The sequence below is a fragment of the Solibacillus sp. genome, assembly GCF_040273735.1.
GTDB lineage: Bacteria > Bacillota > Bacilli > Bacillales_A > Planococcaceae > Solibacillus.
Map to the genome: position 1 here is coordinate 13,474 of NZ_JBELZM010000024.1, position 13,595 is coordinate 27,068.

Here is a 13,595-nt window from a genome sequence, read left to right on the forward strand (position 1 = left end):
CTATGGTAAAATGTGAAGGGTAGATGAATCATCAATTTTATCATCCGACAATTTCCGGTGATGAAAAGAAAAAGGAGATTAATTCATTGCGAAACGTATATTTAATTGATCATGTTGAAGTAGTACATAATGAAATCTATTTTATTTTAAATGAAAAGAAACAACTTAGCCAATTGCAATCGACAGGGCAAGTTATCGTTGATTCGGATAATGAGGCGTTTCTTTATATCATAGAAGAAAATGAGGCATACAGTTATATAAGCTTTTCAAAAAATGTATGGCCCCACCTACTACAAATGTTATTGGAAGAGCAAAAAGCATACTTGAAAGTGGAGGATGGTCTGCTGGCGCTTCAACAATTTGCTGATGAATTACAAGGATTGCTTTATAATATTGAAGGCAACAGCAACTATGGAGATCAATTTGTTGATAATATCGAAAAAGCATTTGCCGAATTCTTGAATAAATAGCAATAAACTTAATTATCACAAGAAAAACAGTCATTTCACTTGATTTAGGTGTGAAATGTGTATTTCTCGTCTACAAGAAGTATAATTGTTTGAAACAACGTGTTGATGAAATAGTGTGACAGGTATGAACTATTTCTAGTTGGGGGGTTTTTAAATTGGGGCAGTGGGAAGTATTTTTGAGTCCATATCGACAAGCTGTGGATGAACTTAAAATAAAATTAAAAGGGATGCGTTCGCAATTTGGTATTATGAGTGCCAATTCGCCAATTGAATTTGTTACAGGTCGTGTAAAACCACTTGCTAGTATATATGACAAATCGCTTGATAAAGGGATACCATTCGAACCGACTGCGCGTTTAGGAAATGAATTGCAAGATATCGCCGGTGTACGGATTATGTGTCAGTTCGTTGATGATATTGCAACAGTAACCGAGCTGATCCGTCAGCGTAATGATATGAAAGTTATCGAGGAGAAAGATTATATTACACATAGTAAACCGAGTGGCTATCGTTCGCACCATATGATTATTGAGTATCCGGTTGAAACGATTCAAGGTCGCATCGTTGTCGTGGCAGAAATTCAAATTCGGACATTGGCGATGAACTTCTGGGCATCAATTGAGCATTCCATGAACTACAAGTATAAAGGGATTTTCCCTGAAGAAATAAAAAATCGATTGCAAAGCGCCGCCGAAGCAGCATTCCGATTAGATGAAGAAATGTCCTCCATTAGAAGTGAAATTCAAGAGGCACAGGCATATTTCAGTGAAGTAAAAGAAGCAACAAATACAGCTATCCATAAGTCAACTGACAAAGAGGAGCGTGACAAATAATGAAGTTTTCAATACAATCACGCAGAGATGACCAATCAAATGAATTGATGGAGCTCGCAAAATCTTATTTAATTGATTTCGGTTTACAATTTGATGAACAAGAGCCGGAAATTGTTCTTTCGATTGGCGGCGATGGCACATTATTGCATGCGTTCCACCGCTATTTGCACCGTTTGGATAAAACAGCTTTTGTCGGGATCCATACAGGACATTTAGGCTTTTACGCCGATTGGAAACCTTCAGAGCTAGAAAAGTTGGTATTGTCGATTGCCAAAAAAGAATATAATGTCGTGGAATACCCGTTATTGGAAGTGCAGGTTCATCGTCAGCATTCCGAATCCAGTACGTTTTTGGCGCTGAATGAAGCAACGATCAAATCTCCGGACGTAACGCTTGTAATGGATGTGGAACTGAATGGCGAACATTTTGAACGGTTCCGTGGGGACGGTTTATGTATTTCGACACCGTCGGGCAGTACAGCTTACAATAAAGCACTTGGCGGAGCGATTATTCATCCGACATTGCAGGCTTTGCAAATTACAGAGATGGCATCGATCAATAACCGTGTGTTCAGGACAGTCGGATCTTCTTTAGTATTGCCGGCACATCATAACTGTGTACTTAAACCCGTACATGAGCAGCAGTTTAATATGACGGTCGATCATATTAGCATGACGGAAACCGATGTAAAATCGATAACTTTTAATGTGGCAAATGAAAAAGTGCGTTTTGCACGTTTCAGACCATTCCCGTTTTGGGAACGTGTGCACGATTCATTTATCTCGAATGAATAGAATGAGGGTATATGGATAAACGATTTCAATTACAATTTATCAATACGGTCGATCAGGAGCTTTTGCGTGATGCAATTGCTCACTGGGGTATTTCAAAGCGTGCATTGACCGCCATTAAATTTGACGGTGGGGCACTTTTGGTCAACGGAGAAGAAAGAAATGTACGGCATCGTTTGGCAGAAGGTGATGTTGTGACGATTATTTTCCCGGTAGAAGAAGCAAGTGAAGGACTGATTCCAGTACAAGGAGAATTGGTTGTTGTGTATGAAGACGAGGCAGTGCTTCTCGTAGACAAACCGGCCTACATGAGCTCGATTCCTTCTCGGGAACACCCGAAACATACGCTTGCAAACCTTGTATATGGCTATTTTGAACAGCAGCAGCTTGCTTCTACTGTTCATATAGTGACAAGACTTGACCGCGATACATCCGGGTTGATGCTTATAGCGAAGCATCGTCATATTCATCATTTAATGAGTGAACAGCAAAAAAAGGGACAAATTCATCGTGAATATGAAGCAGTTGCAGAAGGTATCATTGAACAAGCTCAGCAATCGATTATTGCTCCAATCGGTCGGAAGGATACGAGCATTATTGAACGTGAAGTACGTCCAGACGGTCAATTTGCCCATACGGATGTAACTGTGCTGTCTCGTAAAAATAATATGACACATATTCGCCTGAAGCTTCATACAGGAAGAACCCATCAAATACGTGTTCATATGGCTTATATAGGCCACCCATTAGTAGGGGATGAGTTATATGGAGGCACACATACTTTAATTGACCGCCAGGCACTCCATTGCCGGTACATTGAATTTGAACATCCGTTAACGAAAGAAAGAGTGCATTTTGAAAGCAAGCTGCCAGAAGAGATCTCTATATTGATTAACTAATACAAGATGCCAAGATTTCATTGGCATCTTTTATTTTTGGTGAAATTGGGAATATACTGTTGAGAAGGATTTTACGTAAGTCATTAGTCAATTTCCTGAATGTACGAAAAAAATAATGATAAAACGTAATTAGCCTTGACGAGGAATGGTAATTAGTCATAAAATAACTCGTTATGAAAAGTAGAAAGGAGGGGGCAAGCATGATAGAGGAAAAAAATGATGAAGTCCAGTACGATGAAGCGTTTTTGCGAATGCTGCTTGATGAAGAAAATATTGAGGCGTTCCGTGAACATTTCCTTGTACTCCATCCATATGATCAAGCACAGTTTTACGAAGAGGTGGGCCCGGACATACGGCAAATTATTTATCGTTACTTGTCTCCTCAGGAAATGGCAATCATTTTTGAAACAACTGAAATTGAGGACGATGAATATAAAACATACTTAGATGAGATGGATCCATCATACGGTGCGGCCATGTTCGGCTTCATGTATACCGATAATGCGGTAGATATCCTCAATGAGTTGGATACCGAGCAACGGGAAAATTATTTGGACATGATGGATGAAGAAACCGTCGATGAAATTAATGAGCTTTTAGGCTATGAAGAATATACAGCCGGAGCCATTATGACGACAGAATATGTATCGGTTGTAGAAAGTGCAACGGTTCGTGAGGCAATGCGTGTGCTGCGTCAGGAAGCCCAAACCGCTGAAACGATCTATTATATTTTTGTAGTGGATCAGGGACATCGGCTACTTGGTGTCATGTCGTTAAGGGAACTGATTGTCGCAGAAGGTGATTTATATGTTCGTGACATTATGAGCGAGCGTGTCTTATCGGTAAAAGTAACGGATGACCAGGAAAATGTCGCGAACTTGATAAAGGACTACGACTTATTGGCCATTCCAGTTGTCAACGAGAGCCGTGAGCTTCAAGGTATTATTACAGTCGATGATATTATCGACGTTATTGAAGAAGAAGCAGAAGACGATTATTCCAAGCTGGCGGGTATTGCAGATATGGATGATAATGATGCAGGTCCTTTACGTGCGGCGGGCAAGCGTTTGCCATGGCTCATTATTTTACTGTTTTTAGGAATGCTCACATCAGGACTTATGGGGATATTTGAAGCGACGCTCGATAAAGTCGCCTTGCTTGCAACATTTATTCCGCTTATTTCCGGTACATCCGGTAATAGTGGGACCCAGGCACTGGCTGTAGCGGTGCGAGGAATTGCAACTGGAGATATTGGCGGGAAAAGTAAATTCAGGCTGATTGTGCGGGAATTAAGTACAGGGCTTATAATGGGAGTAGTTAGCGGTGCAATAGTTGTCGGAATCATTTTCTTCTGGAAAGGAACATTAATGATCGGTCTGCTTGTTGGGGCATCAATCTGCTGTTCGATTATCGTCGCGACACTGGCTGGATCGTTTATTCCGATTTTAATGCATAAGCTGGGTGTTGACCCTGCAGTTGCATCAGGCCCTTTTATTACAACGTTGAATGACGTCACAAGTATTATTATTTATCTTGGCCTTGCATCGACGTTTATTAGCCGGATTCTGTAAGGAACGATTTGAAAAGACTTTGCATATTGTATGAAAAAGGATGTGGAATGTGGAAATTCACCCATTACTTTTTATTGCAAGTCCGATTTATATACAAGAAAAACGAGTCGAAATAGAGGAAGAAAGTACATCAATTTATGTACGACCTACCCCTGAAAAAATTGAAAATGCCCTTATTGCCCGACAGCTTCATTATTTTTCGAAGCCGATGAAAGAGCCAAGGGTACTGGTATTTATTTTGCAATCAGGAGAAAAAATACATGGATCAATCGATAAAATCAACGGTAGTCAAGTATTGCTGAATTGCCATGATACAAAACGCTGGATCAAAGCTAATGAGATTGTGTTAATTCATCATACTTTATAAAAAAGAGGAGCCAAGTTAATGGCTCCTCTTTTTTAGTTTGTTCTATGAAAATACACCATCCCGCGCTATATGCGCGAGATGTGTTTTTCATATGAATTAGTCACAAATGCCAAGGTCCACATCATCGATACATTGAACAGCACAGAAGCAATCTAAATCAACTGTGATACAGCTATCTGAAGCTTCAAATTGTGTTACTTTACAAACTTGACGGAAATCAATACCTGTTCCGTAGTCGTTTAGTAAATCAACTGTATGTCTGTGATCATCTTGTGGTACAAGAACACGTAATGTTGCACAACAGCCATCAAATACATCCTCAACACGGAAATAAATTGATACACAAGGACAATCATTTCCATCTGCTGTAGTGAACGTAGCGAAGAATGGAGAACCATCCTTGTTTAATAAAGTAAATACACGTGTGTCGACATTGTTACGAGCCGGGTTAACAATTCCACCAAGCGGCTCTAGGAAACAGTTTGTTGTACAACGGCTACATTCATCTTGTACTGCTGCATTTTGAATTTCTAAAATCGCACGGACAACCTCACAAACACAACCACGTGATTTGTGATGTTCACCTGATCCACCTACATCGTTATTACCTCTTCCACAACCCATTGTTTTTTCACCTCCGGTTTACTTAACTCTTACTAATAATATGAACCGGTTCTCAAAAGAATCGGGCTAATGAACAGGTTTCTCCAAACTTCTTTGGGCGATGAATAATTCAAAATACGACAGGTTATACTTGGAGAAAAATGGACTAAAGGGGGACTGTTATGTGGAAATCATTCATGGCATTGGGTTTGCTTTTAATTCTTGCAGGCTGCAATGACAGGGAGAAAGTTGTAACGTATGCGCTGACAGACAATGTACAGAATCAGCAGGAAATAGAAAAGCTTTTAAAGGAAGATGATGCAATTGAACAGGCGAATCTTTTAGTAATTGATGATGAATTATTTGTCGCAATGCAATTAAAACCATTGGAAAAATGGAATCGCCAAAAAATCGAACAAGATTGGAAAAAGAAGTTGGAAGATAAATTTTCCGATAGTAAAGTCAATGTTTCCGCCGATTTCAAAATGTTTTGGGAATCGACTAAATTGATGGAAGAAAAAGACCAGAAAAAAATGCTGAAAGAATTGCATGCATTAAAAAAGCTTGCTAAGGAGGAAACATAACTTGAAAGAGCAACAATACAATACGTTAAAAGATCAAATTACACCGAAAACGCCTCTTGCCATGAATTGTTTAAAAGCTTTTGTAGTTGGCGGAATAATTTGTTGTGTAGGACAAGCAATTTCCTTTATTTATATGATGTTTTTTGACTTTACGGAAAAAACTGTAGGTAACCCAACGGTGGCAACAATGGTGTTTATCGCTATGCTCCTGACAGGGTTCGGACAATATCGTAAACTAGGCCAATTTGCGGGAGCTGGAAGTGCAGTTCCGGTGACCGGGTTCGGTAACGCTGTTGTTTCCGCAGCAATTGAAGGGAAATCGGAAGGACTTGTTTTAGGTGTCGGGAGTAACATGTTCAAGCTTGCAGGCTCGGTTATTTTATTTGGAGTCGTATCTGCCTTTTTTGTAACCTTGATCAAATTAATACTAGTATCGGTAGGTGTCGCCGCGTGGTAATTGTTTTTAAATCAAAGCCATCCATTCTTTCCTCTGGTGTTGTAGTGGGACCTTTGGAAAAGCGAAGTGTATTCCAAACATATTTTGACAAAATTTCGACCGATGAACGTCTGCAAAAAGCTTCGAACGAAAAAGGGAATGCTATGCTTATTTCTGAAGCATGTCAGACTATTTTAAAAAAATCGAACTTAAATAATTTGGATATTGATTATTTACTGGGTGGAGATTTAGTTAATCAAATGACACCTACAAACTTTGCAGCTCGGGAACTGGCCGTTTCGTTCATCGGTCTTTTTTCTGCCTGTGCAACATCTGTTTCTTCTATAGTTATTGCTTCATTATTGACAGAACTGGGTGCCAGTGATTTTTCCATTGCAGGTGCTTCAAGTCAGCATAACTCGGTCGAACGCCAGTTTCGCTATCCGGTTGATTATGGAGGGCAAAAGCCTGCAACTGCTCAGTGGACTGTAACTGCAGCAGGATTTGTATTAATTGGTAAGCATCAGCCGAAGCTTCCCTATGTTGAAGCTGCAACAATCGGAAAAGTAATTGATTACGGAGCAACAGATCCATTTCATATGGGTGGTGCAATGGCGCCGGCAGCATTTGATACAATTCAGGCACATTTAAAAAAGCGTTCCCAGACAGTACAGGATTACGATGTCATTATGACGGGTGATTTAGGAAAAATCGGATTGAAAATTTTAATTGCGATGTTTGCCCAAAGTGGTGTGAAAAAAGAGGATTTATCACGATTTCGTGATGCCGGTGCAGAATTTTACGGCGAAGATACAGCATTTTTGGCAGGTGCGAGTGGTGCGGGTTGTTCTGCTGCAGTCTACAGTGGCTATATGATGGAACAATTTAAAACTGGTCGTTACAAGCGCGTATTATTAGTGGCAACCGGAGCACTTTTATCGCCGCTTTCATTTCAACAAGGCGAATCAATTCCATGTACAGCACATGCAATTGAAATCGGGATGGGGTGAGTACAATCGGCTTTACATTTTTAGTGGCATTTATCGTTGGTGGTTTAATTTGTGTAATTGGTCAGTTAATAATGGATGTAGGAAAGCTGACACCTGGTCATACATTATCCATTTTAGTAGTAGTGGGCGCAATTTTAGATGGACTTAATTTATATGAGGCCTTAATAAATTTTGCAGGTGCCGGTGCGACAATTCCGATTACTTCGTTCGGGAACTCATTGACACATGGAGCGATGGCTGAAGCTGAAAAGCACGGCTGGATTGGCCTGCTGACAGGTATGTTCGAGGTGACGAGCTCCGGAATTAGCGCTGCGATATTGTTTGGTTTTATCGCTGCATTAATATTTAAGCCTAAAGGAAAAGTAGATTAGACGAATACCCTCCTTTTTTTTGAGTGTTTGCATACACTACAAAATAGAAAGGGGGGTATAAGTATGTCTGGATATGGTTGGCAGCAGCAAGGTTGGCAACAAGGTGGCTGTGATTATGGTTGTTCCCCAGGCTATGGCGGTAATAACAGTATGACATTCGTATTGATCGTCGTACTATTTATTTTACTTATTATCGTAGGGAGCGCATTTATTTAAGGGAGGTAAGTAAACAGTATGGATCGTTCGTTTTTTAAAAAAGTGGAGCGCAAAACCGGCGTTGATTTCGATGAAATTATGACGCTTGCAAATGCATTGACGTATGCAGATTTCTCGGATGAAAAACAAGTTCGGAAAATCGTGAAAAAAGTGAGCCGTCTTGCAAATAAACCGATTACGAGTGAACTTGAAGACAAAATTGTCCAATCAATCATTCAAGACGGTAAATCTTTGGATTTTTCGAAAATCGAGAAAATGATGAAGTAAGTCGGAACTTAAAAAGTGGCGTAACAATATGAAAACATCCATTTTCTCCGGCGGAAAATGGATGTTTTTCTGCTTGTATAAGACTAAAAGAATTAGATTTTCTTCTCCATAGCGCGATGCGGAATGCCAGCATCCATAAATTCCGGGGAAGTGACAGTGTATTCCAGTTTCTCATAGAAAGGAACTGCATAGCTTTGCGCATTCAGCTTAAGCTTTTCAAAAGCTGCATTCTTTGCGTATTGTTCAACAGCTTCCATAATTAATGCGCCAAGTCGTTTGCCGCGATAGTTGTTCAATACGCAAACGCGTTCAACTTTTCCGACTTTCGGTTCTACTTCACGAAGCCGTGCTGTAGCAATCGAATACTCACCTTCATTTACTAAGAAATGAACGGCTGTCTCATCGTATTCATCTAATTCCAGACTTAGTGGAACTCCTTGCTCTTTGACGAACACTTCTTTACGTAGCGTAAATGCATGTTCGCGATCTTCGTCAGTAGTAACTAGTTTTACTTCAAACACGTATTACTCAGCTCCAGTCAATTTGTATGTTTCATAAGTTGTCCATGAGCCGTCTTCCAATTGGTAAAGCAAGTGGAAACGATCGATCGAATCTTTTTCATCTACTCCAACCATACGCAATTGACCGTGAATATCATCATGCTCGGAAGCGCTCATTTTTTGTGCAATTGTAATATGCGGCACAAATACATGCTTTGGCGCACCAAAATTGATTTTTTCCTGAATTGATTTTTGAATATTTTCCAACTGCGGTGTTGGCTCAACTCGGAAGTAAATGGCATTCGTCGTCGGGTAAAATGAACTGATTCGAGAGGCGTGAATTTGTAAAGGTGCAAACCTTGACGCCACTTCCTGCAAATGCTTGGAGATTTCCCCGATTTCAGATTCATCCGCGTCAAACGCATCTTTGAGCGTAATATGAGGTGTGATTAAAGCATAGTGCGGGTCGTAGCGTTTGCGATAAGTGTTCGCTAAATCTTGCAATTTTTTAGATGGAAAAGCAACAATACCGTATTTCAAATTCATTACCCCCTAAAAATATTATAAATAATTTCATAAAGCAACGTGCTAAATGAATGTGAGACGTCCTGTAAATGGCATAGATTTATACAATTATTAATGATAACAAAAATCTAGATACAGCCACACCAAGGCGTAATTGTTTTAATTATAACAGAAAAATTTGTGAATAAACATTTCCAACATACCGTATTATCCGAAAATTTCAATTAGTGCACGTTTTAAATCAGGTTTCCAGTAAGTCCATGTATGATTTCCATTGAATTCTTCATAGAATGTATCAATACCATGTTGAACAAACATTTGATGCAGCTCACGGTTCGGTGTTAAGAGATCTTTTACTGTACCATTCTTTAATGCCACCTGATCTTCCTGGAGGCCGATAATATGGTAAAACGAAAGAATATTGACATTTTTCGCATCCTTAACAGCCTGCAATACAAGCTCATCTACATAAGGTGATTGTAAAATAGCTTTACCGAAAATATTTGGATAATGGATTGCAGTCATTAATGAAATAGTTGCAGCCATGGAATCACCTATTAATGCACGCCCACCGCCGACTTGTGTAGTTGAAAATTCATCATCCAAATAAGGCACGAGCTCATGTGCCAAAAACCGCATATACGCTTCAAATTGATCTCCTGCTGGTGTATATTTTCTCTTTCGATCTTCATAATTTTTGTATGGCACACCAACAATAATTGTATTTTCAATTAAATAGCCATCGATCAGTTCATCTGCAAGACGCGGAATACCACCTAACTGAAAATAATCTTTACCATCGGATGCGATTAAAATGTTATATTCATATAATGGAGAATAATTTGCTGGAATATAAATCAGTAATTCTAACTCTTCATTTAATGCTTTGCTAAAAAAAGTAACATCTTTTACTGTGCCTCTCTCCAATGTTGTCACCCCTGTATTTTGATGTATCTAAAATTGTATCATATAGTAAAATAAAGGTGTAATATATAAAGAAAGCTATAAAGTGAAACTTCAATTAGTGGGGAGTAATACTACCCGTTAATGCAGGAAAAATGAGCGCTTAAAATAAACAGAAGTGAGGATTTCTTATGCATAATAAAAATATTCGTGTACATTCAGACGAAGTAACAAAAGCTACGTATAATGCGTTGGAACGTCGACATGTAACAATTGAGGATATTGCTGAAATCGTGTTTACGATGCAATCACCATATAATGAAGGTTTAACGATCGAACACTGTATTCAATCGGTTGTTCGTGTTTTAAATAAACGTGAAGTGCAACATGCTGTACTAGTCGGAATTGAGCTTGACGAACTGGCGGAAAAAAGATTACTGTCGGCACCGCTTCAAGCAATTATCGAGTCTGATGAAGGACTGTTTGGTGTTGATGAAACTTTGGCATTAGGCTCAGTATTTACGTATGGAAGCATTGCCGTAACAACTTTCGGTCATTTAGATAAGCAAAAAATCGGGATTATTGAAAAGCTTGATACAAAAGCGGGCGAATCCGTAAATACATTTTTAGACGATCTAGTAGGGAGCATCGCAGCTTGTGCAGCTTCAAGATTGGCACACCGTATGCGAGATTTAGAAGAAGAAGGCGGCACATTCGCAGATATTCCACCAGTAGAATTAGGACCGAATCCTAAGTCAAACACGGACATTTAGAAAGGATATAAATATAAACGATGAAATTAAAAGATGTAAAAACGCTAATTACGAGTGGTACTATTATTATTGCAGTAGGTTTATACTTAGCATTTAGTGAACCTAAAAAAGATACAGAGCAAACAACTTCCCCTGCAATTACGGAACAAAATATAGAATACAAACTTACAACTGATGTTGCGATGGACAAAACAGGCAATCAGTTAATCGACGTGAAATATTTGAATGCCAATGATGGCGATACATTCAATGTCGAAATGGATGGTAAAAAAGAGCGTGTACGTCTTCTTATGATTGACACACCTGAAATGAACTATAATAAAGGTGAACCTATGCCTTATGCAGAAGAGGCAAAGGAACGTACAATCGAACTGCTGGAACAGGCGGATTTAGTTCAACTTTTGTTTGATAAAGGCCCCGAGACAGATAAATATGACCGATTATTGGCGTATGCTTTTGTAGACGGTGTTAGTTTACATGAAATTTTGTTAAGTGAAGGTCTGGCAGCAGTGCGTTATGTCAATAAACCGAACGATACTCTGGAAGAGGAACTTTTGGAAGTTCAGCAACAAGCTGAACAAGAAGAGCTGAACATTTGGGCTCATGACAACTATTTACAGCGTGACGGTTTCCATCCGGAAGAAGTAACCAAGTAATTCTGAAACAACTAAAATTTTATTAATAGTGAAGCCGGATTTGAAAATAACTTTTCAAGTCCTTTTTTTTGCGTTTCGCCTCATAAAGGCAGATTTTGTTTCCCGTTTAGCTCATGTTGAAGAAGCAGGTTGTATATGAATCAATGGGATTGGTATGATGGTATGGCAAGAAACTTTAGGATTTAAATTACTTATATCTTTCGAAAGTATATTTATTTTAAGGGGGAAAGAATGATGACAAAAATTTTAATGTTGCATGGAGTTAACCACAACATGTTCGGAAAACGTGATCCTGAACATTATGGAACGATAACTTTAGAGGGAATTAATCAAACTATTCAGGAACTGGCGAATGAGCTGAATGTTGAAGTAGAAACTTTCCAGACGAACCACGAAGGCGAATTTGTGGAAAAAATCCATGAAGCGTTCCTTTCCGGCATTGACGCAATTGTTCTAAATGCTGGTGCCTGGACCCACTACAGTTATGCAATCCGAGATGCTTTAGATATTTTTACAGGTCCAACCGTTGAAATACATATGTCCAATATCCATGCACGTGAAAGTTTCCGTGAAAAATCTGTGTTTGCGGATATAGTGACAGGCCAAATCTCCGGTTTTGGCAAAGAAAGCTATTTGCTGGGCATTCGTGCAGCAGTACAAGCAATAAAAAACAATAAATAATGAAAATGTAAAAATAGCCCTAAATGCTTCGGATAATTACTAAGCGATTTCTAATAATGGAAATCGCTCGAATCCTAAATGTCGGTGTAACCCCAACATTTATATTGCCTGCACTTCACGATGCATTCTAACACAATGTACTTTTTATTAGGGATATATGGAATGGAATATCCTTGTTACGCTGAAAATCCGACAAATTAATGAAGATTGCCATCAAAAGAAGCAAATTTATTGTAAATGAGAATATTATCAATTGAGAAACAGGTAATTTTATGGCATGCTATATAGTGGTATTGAGAAATATTCTCTATTAGAAATTGAAATATATAGAAAAGGAGGAGAAATGGTGTGAGAAAAAGTTTCTTCATATTTTTTGCTGCTCTTCTTTTGGTAGCGTTTACTTTACCGATTAATTCATCTGCAGCGATTGCTGATGGTACATATGATGTTAGTTATCAAGTAAATAAACCTGGGAGCAATTCGGCATCAATGGCGAATGACTATTTTTTAAAGCCAGCCAAATTAATTGTAAACAACGGAAAAATGACAATGCAGCTTACGATTAAAAACAGTAGCTGGGTTACACAATTTAATCCTCCAGGCGGAGCCAAAGTAATCAGCTCATCTGCAGACCAGCGCACAGTTCAATTTCCTGTTTCCAATGCAAATTTAGTGACTATAGCGATGAAAATCGACATTGATGATATCGATTACCATCATAGCTATAGTGTAGATTTTGTATTTAATAGCGGTGGGTTGCCTGAAGCAAAAGTCGAGGAACCTAAAGAACCTGTAAAGCAGGAACCTGCAAAAACAACCCCGGCACCTAAGGAAACACCGACAAAGTCGTCAGGAAGTAATACTTCTTCAAATACACCAGCACCATCAACTGAAAAGCAGAATACGGACTCATCCGAACAGCAAGCGACAACAGAAACGACAAAGACAGATGATTCTACAAAATCAGATGAAGAAATTGCATCTGAAACGAAGCAAGCTGAAGATACTGAGGCAGTAGAAAATCCGGAGACGAGCGATGAGTTACCTTTAATGGCAGTTATTTTATTTATCATAGCAGCTGTTGTATTCATTCGTACAAAGAAAACAAAAACTATATAAACAGACAGGGGAAATAAAGA

General features: G+C 39.0%; 20 protein-coding genes. 16 read left to right on the plus strand and 4 right to left on the minus strand.

The features are described from left to right. Nucleotides 1–23 precede the first annotated feature (23 nt). The 6 genes from ABS917_RS17405 to ABS917_RS17430 all read left to right on the plus strand — a co-directional run bounded on the left by ABS917_RS17405 (nt 24) and on the right by ABS917_RS17430 (nt 4,931). On the plus strand, nt 24–470 hold the full coding sequence (locus ABS917_RS17405; protein WP_350480180.1) for a UPF0738 family protein: 447 nt from the start codon (nt 24–26) through the stop codon (nt 468–470). Between the two features lie 155 nt (nt 471–625). Then, nucleotides 626–1,303, plus strand: a complete 678-nt coding sequence (gene yjbM / locus ABS917_RS17410) for a GTP diphosphokinase (RefSeq protein ID WP_251689702.1) — start codon at nt 626–628, stop codon at nt 1,301–1,303. Beyond that, on the plus strand, nt 1,303–2,097 hold the full coding sequence (locus tag ABS917_RS17415) for an NAD kinase (protein ID WP_079524781.1): 795 nt from the start codon (nt 1,303–1,305) through the stop codon (nt 2,095–2,097). The genes yjbM and ABS917_RS17415 overlap by 1 nt, the downstream gene beginning before the upstream one ends. 11 nt (nt 2,098–2,108) lie before the next feature. Next, nucleotides 2,109–2,993, plus strand: coding sequence for an RluA family pseudouridine synthase (locus ABS917_RS17420; RefSeq protein ID WP_350480181.1), 885 nt, complete (start codon nt 2,109–2,111; stop codon nt 2,991–2,993). Nucleotides 2,994–3,193: 200 nt separating this feature from the next. Continuing rightward, nucleotides 3,194–4,564 carry a magnesium transporter gene (gene mgtE, locus ABS917_RS17425; protein ID WP_350480182.1) on the plus strand — a complete coding sequence of 457 codons (1,371 nt, stop codon included), beginning with the start codon at nt 3,194–3,196 and terminating at the stop codon, nt 4,562–4,564. A gap of 40 nt (nt 4,565–4,604) precedes the next feature. Continuing rightward, entirely contained in the window at nt 4,605–4,931 is a 327-nt protein-coding gene (locus ABS917_RS17430) for a 4-diphosphocytidyl-2C-methyl-D-erythritol kinase (RefSeq protein ID WP_350480183.1), read from the plus strand. Between the two features lie 96 nt (nt 4,932–5,027). Here ABS917_RS17430 and ABS917_RS17435 read toward each other — a convergent pair whose 3' ends face one another. Beyond that, nucleotides 5,028–5,555, minus strand: a complete 528-nt coding sequence (locus ABS917_RS17435; protein ID WP_350480184.1) for a CotY/CotZ family spore coat protein — start codon at nt 5,553–5,555, stop codon at nt 5,028–5,030. A gap of 161 nt (nt 5,556–5,716) precedes the next feature. Between ABS917_RS17435 and ABS917_RS17440 the strand changes: the two genes are divergently transcribed. The 6 genes from ABS917_RS17440 to ABS917_RS17465 all read left to right on the plus strand — a co-directional run bounded on the left by ABS917_RS17440 (nt 5,717) and on the right by ABS917_RS17465 (nt 8,418). Then, nucleotides 5,717–6,118: a YhcN/YlaJ family sporulation lipoprotein gene (locus ABS917_RS17440; protein ID WP_350480185.1), complete on the plus strand. Its 402-nt coding sequence runs from the start codon at nt 5,717–5,719 to the stop codon at nt 6,116–6,118. 1 nt (nt 6,119) lies between these two features. Beyond that, nucleotides 6,120–6,575, plus strand: coding sequence for a stage V sporulation protein AC (gene spoVAC, locus ABS917_RS17445; RefSeq protein WP_350480186.1), 456 nt, complete (start codon nt 6,120–6,122; stop codon nt 6,573–6,575). Beyond that, entirely contained in the window at nt 6,569–7,564 is a 996-nt protein-coding gene (locus tag ABS917_RS17450; RefSeq protein ID WP_350480187.1) for a stage V sporulation protein AD, read from the plus strand. Before spoVAC ends, ABS917_RS17450 begins: the two co-directional genes overlap by 7 nt. After that, nucleotides 7,561–7,935 carry a stage V sporulation protein AE gene (gene spoVAE / locus ABS917_RS17455; protein WP_483316070.1) on the plus strand — a complete coding sequence of 125 codons (375 nt, stop codon included), beginning with the start codon at nt 7,561–7,563 and terminating at the stop codon, nt 7,933–7,935. The genes ABS917_RS17450 and spoVAE overlap by 4 nt, the downstream gene beginning before the upstream one ends. 63 nt (nt 7,936–7,998) lie before the next feature. After that, a complete protein-coding gene (locus ABS917_RS17460) occupies nt 7,999–8,151 on the plus strand; it encodes a YjcZ family sporulation protein (RefSeq protein ID WP_079524800.1) in 153 nt (50 codons plus the stop codon). A gap of 18 nt (nt 8,152–8,169) precedes the next feature. Next, nucleotides 8,170–8,418, plus strand: coding sequence for a stage VI sporulation protein F (locus ABS917_RS17465; protein ID WP_008403555.1), 249 nt, complete (start codon nt 8,170–8,172; stop codon nt 8,416–8,418). Nucleotides 8,419–8,510: 92 nt separating this feature from the next. On the opposite strand, the gene ABS917_RS17470 is transcribed toward ABS917_RS17465, so the two are convergent. From ABS917_RS17470 to ABS917_RS17480, 3 genes are all read right to left on the minus strand, one after another. Next, complete coding sequence (locus ABS917_RS17470) at nt 8,511–8,939, minus strand: GNAT family N-acetyltransferase (RefSeq protein WP_350480188.1); 429 nt, start codon at nt 8,937–8,939, stop codon at nt 8,511–8,513. 3 nt (nt 8,940–8,942) lie between these two features. After that, nucleotides 8,943–9,458 carry a YjcG family protein gene (locus ABS917_RS17475; protein ID WP_350480189.1) on the minus strand — a complete coding sequence of 172 codons (516 nt, stop codon included), beginning with the start codon at nt 9,456–9,458 and terminating at the stop codon, nt 8,943–8,945. 192 nt (nt 9,459–9,650) lie between these two features. Continuing rightward, nucleotides 9,651–10,370 (minus strand): alpha/beta hydrolase, encoded by a 720-nt coding sequence (locus ABS917_RS17480; protein WP_350480190.1) that lies wholly within the window; start codon nt 10,368–10,370, stop codon nt 9,651–9,653. A gap of 167 nt (nt 10,371–10,537) precedes the next feature. Here ABS917_RS17480 and ABS917_RS17485 point away from each other — a divergent pair, with 167 nt between their 5' ends. From ABS917_RS17485 to ABS917_RS17500, 4 genes are all read left to right on the plus strand, one after another. Then, the gene (locus ABS917_RS17485) at nt 10,538–11,119 is read left to right on the plus strand and encodes a phosphatidylglycerophosphatase A family protein (RefSeq protein WP_350480191.1); all 582 of its coding nucleotides are present in this window, start codon (nt 10,538–10,540) and stop codon (nt 11,117–11,119) included. A gap of 20 nt (nt 11,120–11,139) precedes the next feature. Continuing rightward, nucleotides 11,140–11,775, plus strand: coding sequence for a thermonuclease family protein (locus tag ABS917_RS17490; RefSeq protein ID WP_350480192.1), 636 nt, complete (start codon nt 11,140–11,142; stop codon nt 11,773–11,775). A gap of 234 nt (nt 11,776–12,009) precedes the next feature. After that, complete coding sequence (gene aroQ / locus ABS917_RS17495) at nt 12,010–12,456, plus strand: type II 3-dehydroquinate dehydratase (protein ID WP_350480193.1); 447 nt, start codon at nt 12,010–12,012, stop codon at nt 12,454–12,456. A gap of 348 nt (nt 12,457–12,804) precedes the next feature. After that, nucleotides 12,805–13,575 carry an NEAT domain-containing protein gene (locus ABS917_RS17500; RefSeq protein WP_350480194.1) on the plus strand — a complete coding sequence of 257 codons (771 nt, stop codon included), beginning with the start codon at nt 12,805–12,807 and terminating at the stop codon, nt 13,573–13,575. The last annotated feature ends 20 nt before the right edge of the window (nt 13,576–13,595 follow it).

Bases quoted from the DNA above. Each gene is read 5' to 3' on its own strand.
- ABS917_RS17405 (WP_350480180.1), top strand. From the start codon at position 24: ATGAATCATCAATTTTATCATCCGACAATTTCCGGTGATGAAAAGAAA.
- ABS917_RS17415 (WP_079524781.1), top strand. From the start codon at position 1,303: ATGAAGTTTTCAATACAATCACGCAGAGATGACCAATCAAATGAATTG.
- ABS917_RS17420 (WP_350480181.1), top strand. From the start codon at position 2,109: ATGGATAAACGATTTCAATTACAATTTATCAATACGGTCGATCAGGAG.
- mgtE (WP_350480182.1), top strand. From the start codon at position 3,194: ATGATAGAGGAAAAAAATGATGAAGTCCAGTACGATGAAGCGTTTTTG.
- ABS917_RS17430 (WP_350480183.1), top strand. From the start codon at position 4,605: ATGTGGAATGTGGAAATTCACCCATTACTTTTTATTGCAAGTCCGATT.
- ABS917_RS17435 (WP_350480184.1), bottom strand. From the start codon at position 5,555: ATGGGTTGTGGAAGAGGTAATAACGATGTAGGTGGATCAGGTGAACAT.
- ABS917_RS17440 (WP_350480185.1), top strand. From the start codon at position 5,717: ATGTGGAAATCATTCATGGCATTGGGTTTGCTTTTAATTCTTGCAGGC.
- ABS917_RS17460 (WP_079524800.1), top strand. From the start codon at position 7,999: ATGTCTGGATATGGTTGGCAGCAGCAAGGTTGGCAACAAGGTGGCTGT.
- ABS917_RS17465 (WP_008403555.1), top strand. From the start codon at position 8,170: ATGGATCGTTCGTTTTTTAAAAAAGTGGAGCGCAAAACCGGCGTTGAT.
- ABS917_RS17485 (WP_350480191.1), top strand. From the start codon at position 10,538: ATGCATAATAAAAATATTCGTGTACATTCAGACGAAGTAACAAAAGCT.
- ABS917_RS17490 (WP_350480192.1), top strand. From the start codon at position 11,140: ATGAAATTAAAAGATGTAAAAACGCTAATTACGAGTGGTACTATTATT.
- aroQ (WP_350480193.1), top strand. From the start codon at position 12,010: ATGACAAAAATTTTAATGTTGCATGGAGTTAACCACAACATGTTCGGA.